Genomic DNA, 18,240 nt, shown 5'->3' with positions numbered 1-18,240 from the left:
CGAGGAGTTGACGGTGATGACGAGAGCATCGGAGAGGATCCGCCTGGTGGTGGTCTCCGCCGGGATGGGGGAGCCCTCCTCCACGAGCCTGCTGGGCGAGCGGCTGGCCGAGGCCTCCCGGGCCGCCCTGGAGGCCTCCGGGCTGGCGGTGCGCATCGAGCAGATCGGCCTGCGGGGCCTGGCCCACGGGATCGCGGATCACCTGACCATGGGCTTCCTCCCCTCGGGGAAGCTGGCTCAGGCGCTGGACGCGGTGCGCGCGGCGGACGCGGTGATCGCGGTGACGCCGACCTTCAAGGCGGGGTACACGGGGCTGTTCAAGTCCTTCTGGGACCTCACCGAGGACGGGGACATCGCGGGGACCCCGGTGCTGCTGGCGGCCACCGGCGGCTCGGCCCGGCATTCGCTGATGATCGACACGGCCCTGCGCCCCCTGTTCTCCTATCTGCGCGCGGACCTGGTGCCCACCGGGGTCTTCGCGGCCACGGAGGACTTCGGCGCGGATGCCGCCCTGCAGCAGCGCATCGATCGGGCCGGGGCGGAGCTGGCCCAGCGGGTGGCCTGGCGCGCCGGGACCGCGCTGGGCGCCCGGGACGACGCCGAGGACGTACCGATCCCGGCGTCGGTCCCGGACGAGGACGCCGTACCCGCCGAACACGAGGAGGCTGGGCACGAGGGCGGCGCGCACCGGCCCGACGGCGCAGGATCTGCGAGTTCGGCGGCGGACGGCCCGATCCCGGACGCGCGGGCGGCCCGGGCGGTGGACTCGGAGCTGAACGCGGGCCAGGGTGAGAGCTTCCGCCCGGCCTCGGGACTCTCCGCGCTGAAGCTGACCCCGTTCGATCAGCTGCTGGGGGACCAGGCGCCGTCGTCCTCCTCGGGCGGGGCCCGGGCCGGGAAGTAGACCCAGCTCTACCCCGGTTCACACCCTCCCCCACTGTGCGGCCGGGGCGGCGCGAGAAGACTGGATGCCATGATCACCGACATCTTCTCCGCCACCCTGGCCGCCATGACCCTCCAGGAGTCCGCCCTGACCTGGGGGACCCTGGGAGTGATCGCGGCGGTCTCCCTGGGTCTGCTGGCCCTGCTGTTCGCGACCCTGGTCTCCATCGTCGCCTCCCCGCGCTACGCAGCGGGCGGCAAGGCCCTGTGGATCCTCGCGGTCTTCGCCTTCCCGGTGCTGGGGCCGCTGGCCTGGTTCATCGCCGGGCGCACCACGGGCCTCGACCGCTCCGCCGCCCCGGTGCGCTGACGAGGGGGACCCGCCATGACCGAGCACGTCCTGGGTACCCTCCCCCACGACGACGCCGCGGCCGGCGGGCGCACCACGGGCGGTCTCGCGGCGTGGCTGGGTCTGGTGGCCCCGCAGCGCTCGCTGCACCACCTGTGGTGGGAGGTCCCGCTGGCCCTGCTGGCGCAGGGTCTCGTGCTGGCCGTCTCCGCGTCGGTGCTGCTGACGGAAGGCGTGCCCGCCCGGGATCCCGCGGGTCCGGCGTACCGGGAGATGCCCTGCGGGGTGTTCGTCCTCGGGGTGGTGCTGACCGTGGTGGCGGTTCCGCTGCTGCAGGAGCTGCTGCTGCGCCGCGGCCTCCTGGACTGGCTGCTCCCGCGCACGGGGGCGCCGGGGGCTGTCGCCCTGAGTGCTGCGGCCACGGCTCTGCTGCATCCGGTGCCGGTGCTGATGCTCCCGGCCGCGGTGGGCGGACTCGCCTGTGCGCTGTCCTACCGCTGGCACGCCAGCCTGTGGGCCCCGTGGATCCTGCACGCGGCCCTGACCGCCCCGCTCGCCGGGGCCACGCTCGTCGTCCTGCTCGCCCCGTGATCCCGATGCCGACCACCGACCCCCTGCACCGCGGGGAGAATGGACCACGATGAGAACCAGCCTGTGGCGGTGCCTGGCCCGGCCCGCGTACCTCTTCTCCGCCGCCCCGTGGGCGGCGCTGCTCGCCCTGATCACCCCGCCGGTAACGCTGCTCCTGTGCACCGGGATCGTGGTGTTCGTGCCCATCCTGGTGCTGGGCGGGGAGACGGCGGTGCCCCCGGTGGTCACCGCCATCTTCGGCCTGCTCATCCTGGTCAGTCCCCTGCTGCTGCTGGCCCTCGCCCCGGCCGGCGCCGTCTGGTACGGGCACGTGCAGCGGTGGCTGCTGCGCATGCTCGGCTTCCGCGGGGTGTCCAACGCGCACGTGCCGCTGCCGGTGCGGCCCGTGAAGCGGTGGTTCTCCGTGCGGTACCGGGAGCCGGCCACGTGGCGGGAGGTGCTGGCCAGCGTCATCGACGCCGTCGCCGCCGTGCTGTTCACCCTCCTGCTGGGCGCGGAGGCCTTCGTGCTGGGGGTGTGCGCCTTCTGCGCCGGGTACCTGGGGATCTACCGGGCGCCCCTGGAGGACATGACCGGCGCCCCGTGGCGGCTGCGCATCGTGGACGGGGAGCTGACGGGCAGCTCCGCCTCCTACACCCCGGAGGACTGGTGGCGCTTCGCCGCCGCCGGGCTGGTGGCGCTGCTGATCTTCGGGTACCTCAACGGTCTGGTGGCCGCCGCGTGGGCCTCCCTGACCAAGGCGCTGCTGGCCCCGCGCCCGGAGGAGATCCAGCGGCAGGTGGACCGGCTGACCTTCTCCCGCGCCGCCATCATGGAGTCCTTCGAGGCGGAGCGGCGCCGGATCGAACGGGACCTGCACGACGGCGTGCAGCAGGAGCTGGTCAACCTCAGCCTGCGCCTGGGCATGGTGCAGATGGAGCTGGGAACCCTGAGCGCCGAGGGCGCCCGGACCGGGCCGGCGCAGCGGCAGCTGGCCCAGGCGCAGGAGCAGACCACCCACGCCCTGCAGACCCTGCGCAACACGGTCCGCGGGATCTACCCGGCCGTCCTGGAGGATCACGGGCTGCGGGCGGCCCTGGAGGAGCTGGCCAACAACGCGCTGCTGCCCACGGAGCTGACGTGGGCGGCGTGCGCGAAGCTGCCGCCCGACGTCGAGCGCACCGCCTACTACGCGGTCAGCGAGGCCATGACCAACGCGCTGAAGCACTCCGCGGCCACCCGGCTGCGCATCACCGCGCACACCGCGCAGGGGGCGCTGACGGTGCAGGTGCACGACGATGGGCAGGGCGGGGCGGACGCCGCACGCGGCTCCGGGATCAGCGGACTGGACGAGCGCGCCCAGGCCCTCGGCGGCTCGGTCACCGTGGACTCTCCGGTGGGCGGGCCCACGGTGCTGCGGCTGTGGCTACCCTTGGTTGCGGAGCGTCCCGGGCACAGCCTGCCGTGGGGCGCCCCGCGGGTCACCCGGATCTGACCGGTTCCGGCGGTCGGCCCGCGCTCGCCGTCGTCCCCGTGGGAAAGGCCCCGTACCGTGCGCATCGTCCTCGCCGAAGACTCGACCCTGCTGCGCGAGGGCTTGGTGATGGTGCTGACCCGCATGGGCCACGAGGTGATCCGGCAGGTGGGCGACGCCCCGGGGCTGCTGGCGGCGGTGGCCGAGGAGCAGGGCCGGGAGGGCCTGGACGTGGTGATCACGGACGTGCGGATGCCCCCGGGCAACGCCTCGGACGGGCTGCAGGCCGCCCAACAGCTGCGTCAGCGCTACCCGGGGCTGCCGGTGCTGGTGCTGTCCCAGTACATCGCGGCGGCCTACGCCCGGGAGCTGTTCTCCGCGGACTCCGCCGGGTTGGGGTATCTGCTGAAGGACCGGGTGGGGCGGATCGAGGATTTCTCTCGTGCCCTGGAGACGGTGGCCGGCGGCGGGAGTGTGATCGACCCGGACGTGGTCCAGCACCTGATGGGTTCGGCACGGCAGGATCAGCGTTCGGGTGCTCTGGAGCGGCTGACCCCGCGGGAGCGGGAGATCCTGCAGCTGATGGCGGAGGGGAAGTCCAACCAGGAGATCGAGGCGCAGCTGTTCGTCTCCTCGGCGACGGTGGCCAAGCACATCGGCAACATCTTCGACAAGCTGGGGCTGGACCCGGATACCGGCAACCGCCGCGTGCGCGCGGTCCTCGCCTTCCTGCAGCGCTGAGGCGCGTGGCGGCGTCGGGGTGATGCCGCCTACGGGTACCGGGAGAAGTCGATGTCGGTCCAGTTGTAGGCGACGGTGAGATGGATCGGGGGATGAATCTCCTTGCTGACCCTCTCGGCGAGCCCCCGGAACCAGAGCGCCATCGCCAGCTCACCATCAGAGCTGTTGAATTCATCATCCCGTGCAGTTCGAACCACAGACTCGCCCAGGTGCGCAGATCCCTCTTCAGGTCATCAGGAAGGGCGATGAACCACTCAGCATCCTCGCGCTCCTCAACCCAGGAGATACCGGTGAACGGGTACTCATCCCATACGGGAGCCATGATCAGCTCATCGTCATCGATTTTCCTGACCCTCCAGGAGTGAATAATCTCCCTGATTCTGTTCAGCATCTCCCGCTCCTCGTTCATCCTTGCCCTGGGGCTCTGTGTGTCCTGATCCTGTCCTGGTGCGTCAGGCGGCCTTGGCGCTGAAGTAGGCCTGCACGGCGTCGGAGGCCGCCTGCTGACCCGTCTGCTGGTCCGCGAACCCCTGGGAGACGACCGCGACGGCGTAGGCGTCCTCCCCCACGGTCACCACGGCGGAGGAGGTGATGTGCCAGGCCCCGGTGTCCTCCGGCAGCCATCCGTTCTTCACCGAGACGTCCGTGACCTTCCGCCCAGCCACCTCCTTCCCGGACATCACGCCCCCGCCCCAGTTCTGGGAGGAGTTATCCGGGGTCATCAGCGAGCGCAGGTAGTCCAGGTCATCGGCCTCCACCCAGTCCACGCCCTCGGCGATGCCGCGCATGATCTGCACCTGGTCCTGCGCCCACGTGCGGTCATCTCCCCAGGAGCCCTGCGAGCGGGTGCGCCGCACGCCCAGCTTCTCGTAGGTGGTGTTCAGAACCTCCGCGGCCTGCGGGTCCCGGTAGTCGACGATGCCGGAGGTGTCTGCGGCGGAGCCGGGCAGGTCCCCGGTGATGCTGCGCTGGGTGTCACCGAGCCCGAGGAACAGCTGCTGGGTCGCGGCGTTGTCTGAGTAGACGACGGACTGGGTCATCAGGTCCTTCTGGTGCTCCCCCAGCCGGCCACCCGCCTCCTTGGCTTGGCGCAGCACGGACAGGGCGATGGGGATCTTCACGACGCTGGCCTCGTAGCTCCACGTATCCGGGTGGTAGGCGTAGGTGCGGCCGGCGGCGACGTCGTAGGCGGCGAGGCTCAGCCGCGCGCCGTCGTACTTCCCGCTGACCTCGTCCAGCACGGCGGTCACGGCGTCCGAGGCCTCATCCCGCGGGGCCTGGGCGGCATCGGACACGGTGCTCTCGGCGGCCTGCCGCTCTGCCGTGGACGCCCCGCAGGCGCTCAGGGCGAGACCAAGCACGGCGGCCGAGCCCATTCCCAGGGCCCGACGCCGCGTGATCGGCCGGGTGCCCGCCGCCGGGGACGTCGCGGAGCGGGTTCTCTTCCCTCGGTTCGGGTCTGAGGTGTACTCCATCCGCTCAGCCTAGGAAAGTCGGTCGGGGTGGGTCCATGCCCCGGGGCGCCGGAATCCCCTCGACGCCGAGACCGCACTGTCTCGCCGAAACCGTACATAGGTGCCGAGACCGCACCCGTCGGGTACGGCTTCGGCACCTTCGTACGGTCTCGGCAGCGATGTACGGTCTCGACGCCGGAGGGCGGCGTCCTCAGCGCAGAGCGGACGCCCGTTCCCCGAGCCCCTGGTCAGGGCCTAGTTTGGAAGCGGAACAGGCGGCGCCGCCCCGCCCGCGGGCCCAGCGAGTCCGGGAGCCGGCGAGCGCCGCACCTCACCGACCACGAGAGGACGTCATGGCTGACCTCACCGGAAAGAAGATCGCCTTCCTGCTCACCGACGGCGTCGAGCAGGTGGAGCTGACCGAGCCCCGCAAGGCCCTGGATGAGGCGGGGGCGCAGACCGTCATCGTCTCCCCCGCCGAAGGCACCCTCACCGCGATGAAGGGGGACTGGGACCACGCGGACACCTTCCCCGTGGACCAGCCGCTGGCCGAGGCGAAGGCCGAGGACTACGACGCCCTCGTGCTGCCCGGCGGCACCATCAACGCGGATACCCTGCGCATCCAGGACGGCGCCACGGACTTCCTCACCGCCTTCCTGGATGCGGATAAGCCCGTGGCCGCGATCTGCCACGCCCCGTGGCTGCTGGCCCAGGCCGACGTCGCCCGCGGCCACCGGCTGACCTCCTTCGAGTCCATCGCCGCGGATCTGAAGAACGCCGGGGCGCAGTGGGAGGACTCCCAGGTGGTCGTGGACGGCAACCTCATCACCAGCCGCAACCCCGGCGACCTCGAGGCCTTCTCCGCCGCGATCATCGACGCCCTCTCCTGATCCGAGGCTGATCCGACGGGACTGAGCGAGGGCAGGGCTGACCGAGGTCGGCCCTGCCCGACTCGCGTCCCGGCCGCCATCCCCGCAGGGCCGACCGAGCCATCCTCGCGGGATCGGCCGAGTCGCCCCGGCGGCCCGGATAGACTGCACGGGTGGCCCTGACCCGTGAGCGCATCCTCGAGACCGCCCGAGATCTGCTGCGCTCCTACGGCCTGGGGGACCTGTCCATGCGTCGGCTCGCGACCGAGCTGGGCGTGGCCCCCGGGGCCCTCTACTACCACGTGCGCAGCAAGCAGGAGCTGCTGAGCCTGCTGGCCACCCGGCTGCTGGCCGACACGACCCGGCCCGAGGAGATCCCGCAGGACCTCCGGGAGATCGCCGAGGAGCTCACCGCCACCGCCCTGAGCGTGCTCGCGGCCCTGACCGAGGTCACCGACGCCCCCGAGGTGGTCTCCGTGGCCCTGGCCCTGCATCCCGACTCCGTACCCCAGCGCGAGCGCGTCCGCCGTCTCCTGCTGGCCGCGGGCCTGACCCCGCGCCGCGCGCAGTGGGGTGCGCACCTGCTGCTGGCGAGCGTGCTGGGGCTGGCCCAGCAGGCCCAGGATCGCGCCCTGATGCTCGACGCCGGCCCCGATGAGTCCTCCCCCGCGGCCCGGGAGGACCGGGCGGCCGAGGAATTCGGGGTGCGCGCCGTCGTGCGCGGGCTGCTGCCGCACCCACCCGGCGGCCCCATGCCGCCGAGCACCTAGAATCGTCGGGGACCGCGGCGTCCCGACGCCGCATCTCCTCGCCCCCACGATCCAGAAATGAGTCCGCTTCGATGCCCCAGTCCCCCCAGCACGTCCTCGCCCGGTGGGCGCAGCTGCCGGACCACGAGCAGCACGTGCGCACGGTGACCCGGGCCTTCCGGGAGCGCTACGGCAAGGACCCGGACGGCGTGTGGTCCGCCCCCGGGCGGCTGAACCTGCTGGGCGAGTATGTGGACTTCAACGGCGGCTGCGCCCTGCCCACCCCCCTGCCGTATCGCACGCTGATCGCCGCCCGGCTGCGCACCGACGGCGTGCTGCACGCCGAGTCCCTGCAGCTGCCCGGGGCCCCGGAATCCCGGGTCGCGGACATCGCCCCGGGCACGGTCTCCGGGTGGTTCACCTACGTCGGCGGCGTCGCCTGGGCCCTGAACCGGGAGGGCGGGGCGGATCTGGCTCTGCCCCCGGACTTCGGGGCGGACCTGCTCATCGACTCCACCGTGCCCGTGGGCGGGGGGCTGTCCTCCTCCGCGGCCCTGCTGGCGGCCACCGCGCTGACCCTGCTGGAGCTGTCCTGCCCGCTGCGGGCCCCCGCCGGCCTGCCGAGTCTGCCGGTGGGCGGGTGCTCCCCGGACGACGACGCCCTGCGCGCCCGCCTGGCCCAGGTCTGCATCACCGCGGAGAACCGGGTGGCCGGGGCCCGCACCGGCGGGCTGGACCAGACCGCCGCCCTGCGCTCGCTGCCCGGTCAGGCCGTGGCCATCGACTTCCGGGACTTCTCCCTCCAGCCGGTGCCGGTGGACGCCGCCGCGGCAGGCCTGGCCTTCCTGGTGATCGACACCAACGCCCCGCATGATCTGGCCGATGGCCAGTACTCGGCGCGCCGGCAGGCCTGCGAGACGGTGGCGCGCGCCGTCGGGGTGGAGCACCTGCGGGATCTGCTGCCGGAGGATCTGGGCTTCCCCGAGCTGGCCGCACCGGAGGCTCACCGGGCCCGGGAGGCCGCGGTGGAGGCGGCCCTGAACCGGTTGCGGGAGATGCCGGGGCTGCGGGATCAGGTGGAGCCGGTGGTGCTCACCGGGTGGATCCGGCACGTGTTCACGGACATGGCGCTGGTGGAGCGGGCCCGGGCCCTGTTCACCCGGCGCTTCCCCGCCGATCCGCAGCGCCATCCCGAGCGGGTCCGGGAGGTCTGGGAGGAGTTCGGGAAGCTGTTCACCACCTCCCACGCCTCGATGCGCGATGATCTGCAGGCCTCCCGGCGGGAGCTGGACGTCGCGGTGGACACCTGCCTGGAGCACGGCGCCCTGGGGGCTCGGCTGGTGGGCGGCGGCTTCGGCGGGGCGGTGCTGGCCCTGGTGGAGGCCGATCGGGTGCAGGCCACGGCGCAGGCCGTCGCACAGGCCTTCGCGGCGCGGGACTTCGCCGCCCCGGTGTTCCTGCCGTTGGCCCCGGGTCGCCCGGCGCATCGGGACCGCTGAACACCGGCCCGACGTCGGAACCGCTCGGATGTGTGTCTGCCGGTCGTGAACACGGGCCCGCTGAGCGCCGCTGAGGTTCACAGCACACCCGCGGTGGCTTAGGGTGAGGAGTCAGCAGGTGGTCCGCACCGCATACCGAGCGGGCCATCGCCTCACGAAAGGAGCCACCATGGGTATCGAGGACAAGGCCGAGAACAAGGGCCAGGACTTCGCCGGCAACGCCAAGGAGAAGGTCGGCGAGGCCGTGGGCAACGACGATCTGAAGAACGAGGGCAAGGCCGACCAGCTCTCCGCCGCCGTCAAGGACGGTGCGGAGAAGGTCAAGGACGCCGCCCGCAACATCGGCGACAAGTTCAAGAAGTGAGCTGACTCCCCGCGTTCGGGAGCGCCGCCGCGGCATCCGCGTCTGCAGACGCCGGGACCGCGACGGTTCCCGCCGAGAAGGCCCGCGATCGAGACCACCGCCGGGTGGTTCCGCTCGCGGGCCTTTCGTCGTCTCCGGGGATCGGGGGCTGTCGCCCACCGCGCGGCGAAGACCCGACGCGGGTCCGGGGCCTGCCGGCGGGAATCACAAGAATCCCGGCTCGGGCCGTCCACCGCTCTCCCCACCCGTGCAGAAAAGTTATCCACAGGGGTGGACAAGTCTGTGGGTTTCCGGCCGGCAGGCGTCCATCCGGCCCGATCTGCCGCGGATCTCGGACATCCACAGGGGTGACTCCGACGGCGGAGTGACACCCGTGTAGTTATTAACAGCTGTGGACAGACCCTGTGGAGAACCCTCCACGCACCCGGGATTCGTGTAATCACAAGAATCCCTGGACGGGCGCGGGGCGGCTACCGCAGCCGACGCCGGGCCCGCAGCCGCGGGGAGGCGACGTCGAACAGCAGGGCCGTCAGCGCCCCCACGACCAGACCGCCCACGTGGGCCTGCCAGGAGATCCCGGGCACCACGAACCCGAAGACCAGGTTCACCGCGATCAGCACCACCAGGCCCCCGCTCTCCCCGCCGCGGAAGCGGGTCCAGGCGAAGAAGGCGCCGAACAGCCCGAAGATCCCCCCGGAGGCGCCCACGACCCAGGTCCCCGGGGAGAGCAGGTACACCGCCGCGGATCCGCCGAGCACGGACAGGGCGAACACGACGGCGTAGCGCCAGGACCCGAGACGCGGCTCGAGTGCCTGCCCCACGATGTAGAGGCTGTACATGTTCAGCAGCAGGTGGGTGAGGGAACCGTGCACGAAGGCGCTGGTGAGCATCCGCCACGGCTGCACCGCGGTCAGTGCGGGGTGGTAGGCCAGCTGCGCGGTGATCCGATCCCCCGTGAGCACCTGGAGCAGATACACCACCACGCAGACCCCGATGATCCCCCACGTCACCGGCAGCACCCCGGCCCGCGGGAACAGTCCTGCCCCGCTCCCGCGCCGGGTGCCCCCGGCGGCCTGCTGAGCCTGGTGCACGCAGTCCACGCACTGCACGCCCACCGGCGCCTGCACCTGGCAGGAGGAGCAGACGGGGCGCCCGCAGCGGGAGCAGCGCACGTAGGCGGGCCGGTCGGGGTGGCGGGGGCAGACGGGCACCTCGCCGGGCTGATCCTCGATGCGCTGCCCGTACCGGGGCGGGTCCTGGTCCATGGGGTCTCCTCGTGGGTCGATGGGTCCCCGCCGGGAAGCGGGGGGGGAGCGTGCGGATACGGCTCAGGCCCACCCGCTAGCACGGATGGGCCTGGAAGCGTGGGGGACGCCGAGCCCCGATGCTCGCGCGGCGCGGCTCCCGGAAAGCGGGAGACGGCGCGCGGCCTCCGGGCGGCGTCGTGCGGGTGCGGGGACCCGGTCTCGGCTAGAGCTGCTGGATGTCGATGGATTCGATGACCACGTCCTCCACCGGCCGGTCCATCATGCCGGTGGCCACGCCCTCGATCTCGTCGACGACCTTCTTGGAGTCCTCGTCCGCGACCTGCCCGAAGATGGTGTGCTTGCCCTGCAGCCAGGTGGTGGGCACGGTGGTGATGAAGAACTGGGAGCCGTTGGTGCCCTTGCCGCCGCGCGTACCGGCGTTGGCCATGGCCAGCATGTACGGCTCGTTGAAGCTCAGCTCCGGGCTGATCTCGTCGTCGAACTGGTACCCGGGACCGCCGATGCCCTGGCCCAGCGGGTCCCCGCCCTGGATCATGAAGTCCGGGATGATGCGGTGGAAGATCACCCCGTCGTACAGCGGAGTGCTCTTCTTCTCCCCGGTCTTGGGATCGGTCCACTCCTGCGAGCCGTCCGAGAGGCCGATGAAGTTCTTGACGGTCTTCGGCGCGTGGTTCCCGAACAGGTCCACCACGATGTCCCCGTGGTTGGTGTGGATGGTCGCTTGCGCGGTGGGGTTAGCAGTCATGCTCGTCATCCTCCCACGCGCGCGCGAGGCCTCCCAAGGCCTTTCCGCCTTGAGTGAAAAGAACGACGGGTCGGTGCCGCGTCCGCGCGACACCGCGGCGTCCCAGCCCATAAGCTGGTGACGGACGACAAGTGACGCGGTGCCGTCCCGCCGGTGTTTCCCGGCGGATACGCGCGACACGTCCGGGGAGAGGCCCCGGTCGCACCGCGTCCGCAAGGAGGGATGACTCGTGGCGTGCCACCAGAAGAAGGCTGAGAAGAAGGCCCAGGAAGCCCGGAAGCAGGCGGCCAAGAAGGCGAAGAAGGCTCAGAAGGTCGTCGGCTCCCGCTTCCAGGATCAGGCGGAGAAGGCCCAGGATCTCGCCCAGGGCCTCGGCGCCAAGCTGCAGGACCAGGCCGGCAAGGCCAACCACTGGGTGCAGAAGGAGGTGACTCCGCGCGTGCAGGATGGTCTGGACAAGGCCTCCCCGGCGGTGGAGAACGCCGTCGCCAAGGGTCGGCTGCAGGCCGGTGCCGCCGCCGCGGCCCTGGCCCAGAAGCTGGACTCCGTGGACGCCGGCGATGACCGCGTGGAGGCCCTGGCCCAGAAGCTCACCGGGGACAAGAAGGCCGTGAAGAAGTACCAGAAGCAGGCCGTGAAGTCCGCGAAGAGCTTCGCCAAGGAGCAGAAGAAGGCGCAGCGCAAGTCCCACAAGGGCTGGCTGGTCTTCGGGCTCCTGGCCGCCGGCACCGCCGCGGCCGTGGCCGCCTGGCGCGCCTCCCGCCCCGTGGAGGATCCATGGAAGACCCCGGCCGACGCCGCCCAGCCGGCCAAGGACCAGTCCTCCCGCCCGGCCGCCCCGGCCAAGCCCGCCGAGGAGACCGCCGCGGACTCCGAGGCCGGCTCGGCCGGGAAGTCCACGCTGAAGGATCAGCAGGTGACCAAGCCGGCCTCCGCGAAGGCGCCCTCCAACCAGGAGGTCTCCGAGCACGTGGATGCCAAGGACACCAGCCACCCCGGTCCGGGCGCGCCCCTGAACAAGGCGGCCACCCCGGACCCCAAGAAGGCGGACGCCACCAAGCCCGCCGAGGTGAAGGACTCGCAGAAGTCCGGCGCGAAGGGCCGCGAGAACGTGGAGGGCAAGGAGGCCTGAGCCTTCTGCCCTGATCCCACGGCCCGCCGGCCGCACCGGAACGCCGCCGCCCCCTCATCTGGACGATGAGGGGGCGGCGGCGTTTCCCCTGGTGCTGGAGCCGCGGCGGCGGAGGGCAGCTGTGTGCTTGCCGCGTCCGGGCGGGGTTCCGCGGCGGTGTACGACGCTCAGGCGCCGTCGTCATCCCCCGGGGAATCCGCCGGGGCGCTCGGGCCCGAGTCCTCCCCCGGCTCCTCCGTCTCCTGATCTTCTGCCCGGCCGAGGGAGCGCAGGTTGTCCTCCACGCGGCGCACGTCGGTGGGGGACGGCATCTCGTCGGTGACCTTGGTGATCTCCACCCCGATGTCCACGGAGTCGGCGGGCACCAGCCCGGCCGCGGCCAGCTGGCGGGTGACGTCCTGGATCTCCTCCTCGCCCAGGCGGCGGCGCAGCACCGCCATGAGCGGGATGTAGTCCTGGGATGGCATCCCGTGCGGGTAGCCGGCACGCAGCCACTGGATCAGCGAGCTCACGAAGTTGGGCACTGGTGTCCCCCGTCCTCCCGCGTGTGGCGGCGGGTTCCGATGTCGACGGCGGGAGCGTCTCCTGATCCCGCGGGCCGCGTCACTTCTTGGCGGCGCCCAGCAGGTCGAACCCGGTGGTGTGGTAGATGAAGTCCTTGGCGATCCACAGGATGCCGAGGAGGATGATCGCCGCGATCAGGACGAAGATCGCCGCGGAGACCGCCCGCAGCACGGGGCTGGCGGGCGCGGTCTGCACCACGGTCCCGTCCGGCCGGGTCTCGGTGCTCCCAGCGGAGATCCGCATCGCGAGGGCGAACAGGGCTGGCATCCCCGCGCCGAGCACGAGTCCGGCGATGGTCACGGGGAGGAGGTTGGCGATGAGGGAGAGCATCTCCATGGGTCAGGCTCCGTGCTTCTGCTGGCGGCGGGACGCGGTGGCGCCCACGGGGGTGAGGTGGTCCTGGTCGAGGATCTCCCCGGCGGCGGCCGAGACCATGGGGCGATCCGGACCATTGTCCACGGACAGGGCGGCCTCGGCCTCCCAATCCGCGTTGACGTTGCCGGAGTCCACCGGGTTCTTCCGGGAGTGGCGCCACATGTACCCGGCCAGGGCGGCCATGATCAGGAAGACGACGCCGGTGCCGACCAGCTGGTTGCTGACCAGGGACACCCCGTGGGCGATCAGCCAGCACACCGCGCCGACCGCGGCGGCCGCGGGCAGCGTGATGACCCAGGCCACCACCATCCGCCCGGCCACGCCCCAGCGCACATCCGCGCCCTTGCGGCCCAGACCGGTGCCGAGGATGGAGCCGGTGGCCACGTGGGTGGTGGACAGGGCCATCCCGAAGTGGGAGGAGGTCAGGATGATCGCGGCCGAGGCGCCCTCGGCGGCCATGCCCTGCGGGGAGTCGATCTCCACCAGGCCCTTGCCCAGGGTGCGGATGATCCGCCAGCCGCCCAGGTAGGTGCCCAGGGCGATGGCCCCGGCGCAGGAGAGCTTGACCCAGAACGGGATGTCGGCGGAGGGATCGATCGCGGAGGAGGCCACCAGGGCCAGGAAGATCACGCCCATGGTCTTCTGGGCGTCGTTGGTGCCGTGGGCCAGGGAGACCAGGGAGGCGGTGCCCACCTGGCCCCAGCGGAAGCCGCGCTCCTTCTGCTGCTCCCCGACCCGGCGGGTGAAGCCGTAGATGAGGGAGGTGCCCACGGTGGAGATGAGGCAGGCGATGACGGGTGCGGCCAGGGCCGGGATGATGACCTTGGCGACGATGCCGGACCACAGCACCCCGGAGACCCCGAGACCGGCGATGGTCGCGCCGATCAGCCCGCCGAACAGGGCGTGGGAGGAGCTGGAGGGCAGCCCCAGCAGCCAGGTGAGCAGGTTCCACACGATGCCGCCGACCAGGCCGGTGAACACGATGAGGATCAGCCCGTCCCCTTCGGCCATCTTGAGGTTCACGACCTCCTTGCCGACGGTCTTGGCGACCTCCACGGACAGGAAGGCGCCCACGAGGTTGAGCACCGCGGACAGGGCGACGGCGACCTTGGGCTTGAGCGCCCCCGTGGCGATGGAGGTGGCCATCGCGTTGCCCGTGTCGTGGAAGCCGTTGGTGAAGTCGAAGACCAGCGCCGTGATGATCACGATCGCGAGGATGATGAGTTCTGGGGTCACGGATCGATTATGCCGCCGCGCGGACCGGACGCGAGGCCCGCCAGGGTGAACTTCAGATGAACTTCGCGGCGCGAAGCTGGACACCGCAGCGAGTCACATGGTCGGCGTCACAGCTGCGGTCACGGGTGCTGCGCGGAGGGGACCGGAGACGCCGCGCGGGCGAAAACACGGGGCGGATGCGGCGAAGCCGCGGCCCCGATGCGGGAGCCGCGGCTTCGTTCCGATGTCCGTGGTGGAGACGAGGGGACTCGAACCCCTAACCCTCTGCTTGCAAAGCAGATGCGCTACCAATTGCGCCACGTCCCCGGGTGGTTCAGTCGACCCGATCCGTGGACGCCTGCCACGTGGACTTGGTCTCCTGGGAATCCCGGTACCTCTTGGCCACGGCGAGTGCCGCGGCACCGGCGGCCAGCGCCGCCAGGATCTTCCGCATGAGCGGACCTCCTCGAGTGAGGGATTCGGTGGGCGTACCAGGAATTGAACCTGGGACCTCTACATTATCAGTGTAGCGCTCTAACCGTCTGAGCTATACGCCCTCACGCGGCCCGTGGGCCACGATGAAACACTACCGGCTGCCCGCGGCGGCGGCCAAATCCGCCCCCGGTGACCTCGCGCACAGGCGGGGCCGCCGGGCGGCGGACCACCGGGTCAGTCGTCCGTCAGGGTCACCCCGATGCCGCCCACCAGCTTGGCCGCGATGTTGTACAGGAACCCGGCGATGATGCCCAGCAGGGTCAGCAGCACCACGTTCAGCACGGACAGGATCGTGGCGTACACGGCCACCTGCCCCAGGGAGAGGTAGTCCGTGAGCTGCACGGCGTTGCCCTGGCTGGAGAGCATGGACAGGATCGAGTTGATGCCGTCGAAGATGCCGGTGACCTCGAAGACCAGCCACAGGATCACGGTGGCCACCACGGTCACGATGCCCACGGCCACGGACAGCAGGAACACCAGCTTGGCGATGGACCACAGGTCGATCTTCGCGACCGTCAGGTGGGCACGACGCACCTTGGAGCGCGGGGCGGGGCGCACCAGCGGGCGGTTGGCCGAGCCGGCGGGCCGCTTGACCCCACCCGCCGAGGAGGTGCGCCCCGAGCCTGCGCGTCCCGCGGAGGAGGCGGAGGACTTGGTGGCCGTGACGGAATCCCGGCCCCGGCTCGGGGCGGGCCGCCGGGCGGAGGTGCCCGACGCCGAGGAGGGCTTGCGCGCCTCGGATCCCGAATTCTTCGTGCTCACTCGTTACCTCCGTGGGACTGCGGACCGGCTGCTGCCGGTGCGTCGGTGCGATCAGTGTCTGCGTCCAACGGTACTTCATGATCCGCCCCCGGGACCCCCACGGCCCCGCCCTCGGCCACGGGCTCCCCGTCGTCCACGCCCTTGTCCTGGTTGCGGGCGATGGACAGGATGCGGTCCTTCTTGCCCGGCTTCGCGAAGATCACGCCCATCGTGTCCCGGCCCTTCGCGGGCACCTCGGCCACGTGGGAGCGCGCCACCTTGCCGGACTCCATGACCACCAGCACCTCGTCGTCCGCGCCGACGATCAGCCCGCCCACCAGGTCCCCGCGGTCCTCCGCGAGCTTGGCGACCTTGATGCCCAGGCCCCCGCGGCCCTGCACCCGGTACTCATCCACCCGGGTGCGCTTGGCCCAGCCGCCCTCGGTGACCACGAAGACGTACGCGTCGTCGGTGACCACGGAGGCGGCCAGCAGCTCGTCGCCGTCGCGGAACTTCATCCCGGTCACCCCGGAGGTGGCCCGGCCCATCGGGCGCAGCGCCTCGTCCGTGGCGGTGAAGCGCAGGGACTGGCCCTTGCGGGAGATGAGCATCAGGTCATCCTCCGCCCCGGCCAGCTGCGCGGAGATCAGCTCGTCCTCCTCGCGCAGGTTGATCGCGATGACCCCGGAGGTGCGGTTGGTGTCGTAGTCGGACAGGCGCGACTTCTTCACCAGCCCGTGCTTGGTCGCCAGGATCAGGTACGGCGCGTCCTCGTAGGAGCGCAGGGCCATGACCCGCGCGATCGTCTCCCCCGGCTGGAAGGCCAGGACGTTGGCCACGTGCTGGCCCTTGGCGTCCCGGCCGGCCTCGATCAGCTCGTACGCCTTGGTCCGGTAGACCCGGCCGAGGTTGGTGAAGAACAGGATCCAGTGGTGCGTGGTGGTGACCACCAGGTGCTCGACGACGTCGTCCCCGCGCAGCTGCGCGCCCCGGATGCCCTTGCCGCCGCGGTGCTGGGAGCGGTACTGGTCGATGCGGGTGCGCTTGACGTAGCCGCCGCGGGTGATCGTGACGACCATGTCCTCCTCGGGGATGAGGTCCTCCACGGACATGTCCCCGTCGTAGCCCATGAGGATCTGGGTGCGCCGCTCGTCCCCGTACCGGCCGACGATCTCCGCCAGCTCCTCGGAGATCAGCTCCCGCTGGCGCTGCTCGGAGGCGATGATCCCCCGGTACTCCTCGATCTGGCGCATCAGCTCGGCATGGCGATCCTGGATCTTCTGCCGCTCCAGGGCCGCCAGGCGGCGCAGCTGCATGTTCAGGATCGCCTGGGCCTGGGCCTCGTCGATGTCCAGCAGCTGCATCAGCCCGGTGCGCGCCTCCTCCACGGTGGGGGAGCTGCGGATCAGCCGGATGACCTCGTCCAGGGCGTCCAGGGCCTTGAGCAGGCCGCGCAGGATGTGCGCCTCCTCCTCGGCCTGGCGCAGCCGGAACCGGGTCCGGCGCACGATGACGTCCATCTGGTGGGTGACCCAGTGGCGGATGAACGCGTCCAGGGAGAGGGTGCGCGGCACGCCGTCGACGATCGCCAGCATGTTCGCGGAGAAGTTCTCCTGCAGCTGGGTGTGCTTGTAGAGGTTGTTCAGCACCACCTTGGCCACGGCGTCGCGCTTGAGCACGATGACCAGGCGCTGCCCGGTGCGCCCGGAGGTCTCGTCGCGGATGTCCGCGACCCCGGAGATCTTCCCGTCCTTGATCAGCTCGGCGATCTTGATGGCCAGGTTGTCCGGGTTGGCCTGGTACGGCAGCTCGGTGACCACCAGGCAGGTGCGCCCGTGGATCTCCTCCACGTTGACCACCGCGCGCATCGTGATGGACCCGCGCCCGGTGCGGTAGGCGTCCTCGATGCCCTTGTGCCCGAGGATCTGCGCGCCGGTCGGGAAGTCCGGGCCCTTGATCCGCTGGATCAGGGCCTCCAGCAGCTGCTCGTCGGAGGCCTCGGGGTTGTCCAGGAACCACTGCACGCCGTCGGCGACCTCGCGCAGGTTGTGCGGCGGGATGTTGGTGGCCATGCCGACGGCGATGCCGGAGGAGCCGTTGACCAGCAGGTTCGGGAAGCGGGCGGGCAGGACCGTGGGCTCCTGGTTCTTCCCGTCGTAGTTGTCCTGGAAGTCCACGGTGTCTTCCTGGATATCCCGGACCATCTCCATGGCCAGCGGCGCCATCTTGCACTCGGTGTACCGGGGTGCGGCCGCGCCGTCGTTGCCCGGGGAGCCGAAGTTCCCCTGGCCCAGGGCCAACGGGTAGCGCATGATCCAGTCCTGGATCAGGCGCACCAGGGTGTCGTAGATCGCGGAGTCGCCGTGCGGGTGGTACTGGCCCATGACGTCGCCGACGACGCGCGCGCACTTGTTGAAGGAGCGGTCCGGGCGGTACCCGCCGTCGTACATCGCGTAGATGACGCGCCGGTGCACGGGCTTCAGGCCGTCGCGCACATCCGGCAGCGCGCGGCCGATGATCACGGCCATCGCGTAGTCCAGGTAGGAGCGCTGCATCTCGGTCTGCAGGTCCACGGCCTCGACCCGATCGGTCAGACGGATCTCCGGACCGGGCACGGCCGGGTCCACGACCTCGCCCTCGTGGACCTCGCGCTCCTCGTTCTCTGCGCCGTTCTCCGGCGTGGCGTTCTCGTCGCTCATGGCTGTGTGCTTTCCGTTCTGGGGTGTGCTCTGCGCTGTCTCGCCGCATCGCCGC

The 18,240-nt window shown here is 71.2% G+C and carries 19 protein-coding genes and 2 tRNA genes; 10 read left to right on the top strand and 11 right to left on the bottom strand.

All coding sequences use genetic code 11. From position 1 onward, the window contains the following. The first annotated feature begins 16 nt into the window (after positions 1-16). The 5 genes from NQ707_RS07090 (at position 17) to NQ707_RS07070 (ending at position 4,016) form a co-directional block, all read left to right on the top strand. On the top strand, positions 17-904 hold the full coding sequence (locus tag NQ707_RS07090) for a CE1759 family FMN reductase (RefSeq protein WP_404435234.1): 888 nt from the start codon (positions 17-19) through the stop codon (positions 902-904). Positions 905-973: 69 nt separating this feature from the next. Beyond that, positions 974-1,252 (top strand): PLD nuclease N-terminal domain-containing protein, encoded by a 279-nt coding sequence (locus NQ707_RS07085; RefSeq protein WP_064725048.1) that lies wholly within the window; start codon positions 974-976, stop codon positions 1,250-1,252. A 15-nt stretch (positions 1,253-1,267) separates the two neighbouring features. Next, positions 1,268-1,822 (top strand): CPBP family intramembrane glutamic endopeptidase, encoded by a 555-nt coding sequence (locus tag NQ707_RS07080; RefSeq protein WP_058731399.1) that lies wholly within the window; start codon positions 1,268-1,270, stop codon positions 1,820-1,822. A gap of 49 nt (positions 1,823-1,871) precedes the next feature. Beyond that, positions 1,872-3,296, top strand: coding sequence for a sensor histidine kinase (locus tag NQ707_RS07075; protein WP_058731398.1), 1,425 nt, complete (start codon positions 1,872-1,874; stop codon positions 3,294-3,296). A gap of 57 nt (positions 3,297-3,353) precedes the next feature. After that, positions 3,354-4,016 carry a response regulator transcription factor gene (locus tag NQ707_RS07070; protein WP_081046298.1) on the top strand — a complete coding sequence of 221 codons (663 nt, stop codon included), beginning with the start codon at positions 3,354-3,356 and terminating at the stop codon, positions 4,014-4,016. A 452-nt stretch (positions 4,017-4,468) separates the two neighbouring features. Here NQ707_RS07070 and NQ707_RS07065 read toward each other — a convergent pair whose 3' ends face one another. Further along, positions 4,469-5,491 (bottom strand): serine hydrolase, encoded by a 1,023-nt coding sequence (locus tag NQ707_RS07065; protein WP_058731397.1) that lies wholly within the window; start codon positions 5,489-5,491, stop codon positions 4,469-4,471. A 332-nt stretch (positions 5,492-5,823) separates the two neighbouring features. Between NQ707_RS07065 and NQ707_RS07060 the strand changes: the two genes are divergently transcribed. From NQ707_RS07060 to NQ707_RS07045, 4 genes are all read left to right on the top strand, one after another. Next, entirely contained in the window at positions 5,824-6,360 is a 537-nt protein-coding gene (locus NQ707_RS07060; RefSeq protein WP_058731396.1) for a type 1 glutamine amidotransferase domain-containing protein, read from the top strand. Between the two features lie 152 nt (positions 6,361-6,512). Further along, complete coding sequence (locus tag NQ707_RS07055; RefSeq protein WP_064725052.1) at positions 6,513-7,109, top strand: TetR/AcrR family transcriptional regulator; 597 nt, start codon at positions 6,513-6,515, stop codon at positions 7,107-7,109. 71 nt (positions 7,110-7,180) lie between these two features. Next, a complete protein-coding gene (locus NQ707_RS07050) occupies positions 7,181-8,587 on the top strand; it encodes a galactokinase (RefSeq protein WP_404435229.1) in 1,407 nt (468 codons plus the stop codon). Positions 8,588-8,756: 169 nt separating this feature from the next. After that, positions 8,757-8,951, top strand: coding sequence for a CsbD family protein (locus NQ707_RS07045; RefSeq protein ID WP_064725054.1), 195 nt, complete (start codon positions 8,757-8,759; stop codon positions 8,949-8,951). 470 nt (positions 8,952-9,421) lie between these two features. Here the strand turns inward: NQ707_RS07045 and NQ707_RS07040 are convergent, their stop codons facing one another. After that, positions 9,422-10,216 (bottom strand): rhomboid family intramembrane serine protease, encoded by a 795-nt coding sequence (locus tag NQ707_RS07040; protein ID WP_144937356.1) that lies wholly within the window; start codon positions 10,214-10,216, stop codon positions 9,422-9,424. 205 nt (positions 10,217-10,421) lie between these two features. Then, the gene (locus NQ707_RS07035; RefSeq protein WP_075514654.1) at positions 10,422-10,964 is read right to left on the bottom strand and encodes a peptidylprolyl isomerase; all 543 of its coding nucleotides are present in this window, start codon (positions 10,962-10,964) and stop codon (positions 10,422-10,424) included. Positions 10,965-11,193: 229 nt separating this feature from the next. On the opposite strand from NQ707_RS07035, the gene NQ707_RS07030 reads away from it, so the two are divergent. After that, positions 11,194-12,096, top strand: a complete 903-nt coding sequence (locus tag NQ707_RS07030) for a hypothetical protein (protein WP_404435226.1) — start codon at positions 11,194-11,196, stop codon at positions 12,094-12,096. A 167-nt stretch (positions 12,097-12,263) separates the two neighbouring features. Here NQ707_RS07030 and NQ707_RS07025 read toward each other — a convergent pair whose 3' ends face one another. From NQ707_RS07025 to gyrA, 8 genes are all read right to left on the bottom strand, one after another. Continuing rightward, a complete protein-coding gene (locus tag NQ707_RS07025; protein WP_082264740.1) occupies positions 12,264-12,620 on the bottom strand; it encodes a DUF3349 domain-containing protein in 357 nt (118 codons plus the stop codon). 79 nt (positions 12,621-12,699) lie between these two features. Continuing rightward, positions 12,700-12,996, bottom strand: a complete 297-nt coding sequence (locus NQ707_RS07020; RefSeq protein ID WP_100463477.1) for a hypothetical protein — start codon at positions 12,994-12,996, stop codon at positions 12,700-12,702. Between the two features lie 3 nt (positions 12,997-12,999). Beyond that, on the bottom strand, positions 13,000-14,271 hold the full coding sequence (locus NQ707_RS07015) for an anion permease (protein WP_404435223.1): 1,272 nt from the start codon (positions 14,269-14,271) through the stop codon (positions 13,000-13,002). Positions 14,272-14,501: 230 nt separating this feature from the next. Then, positions 14,502-14,577: transfer RNA gene (locus tag NQ707_RS07010), tRNA-Ala, on the bottom strand. Positions 14,578-14,584: 7 nt separating this feature from the next. Then, a complete protein-coding gene (locus NQ707_RS07005) occupies positions 14,585-14,704 on the bottom strand; it encodes a DLW-39 family protein (protein ID WP_217265758.1) in 120 nt (39 codons plus the stop codon). Between the two features lie 29 nt (positions 14,705-14,733). After that, a tRNA-Ile gene (locus NQ707_RS07000) sits at positions 14,734-14,807 on the bottom strand. Between the two features lie 112 nt (positions 14,808-14,919). Next, positions 14,920-15,507: a DUF3566 domain-containing protein gene (locus NQ707_RS06995; protein WP_064725056.1), complete on the bottom strand. Its 588-nt coding sequence runs from the start codon at positions 15,505-15,507 to the stop codon at positions 14,920-14,922. Next, positions 15,504-18,185 carry a DNA gyrase subunit A gene (gene gyrA / locus NQ707_RS06990; protein WP_058748372.1) on the bottom strand — a complete coding sequence of 894 codons (2,682 nt, stop codon included), beginning with the start codon at positions 18,183-18,185 and terminating at the stop codon, positions 15,504-15,506. The genes NQ707_RS06995 and gyrA overlap by 4 nt, the downstream gene beginning before the upstream one ends. Positions 18,186-18,240 lie beyond the last annotated feature (55 nt).

The organism is Rothia sp. BD8, assembly GCF_044878465.1.
Lineage (GTDB): Bacteria > Actinomycetota > Actinomycetes > Actinomycetales > Micrococcaceae > Rothia > Rothia kristinae.
This window is presented reverse-complemented; position numbering and strand designations above follow the sequence as displayed.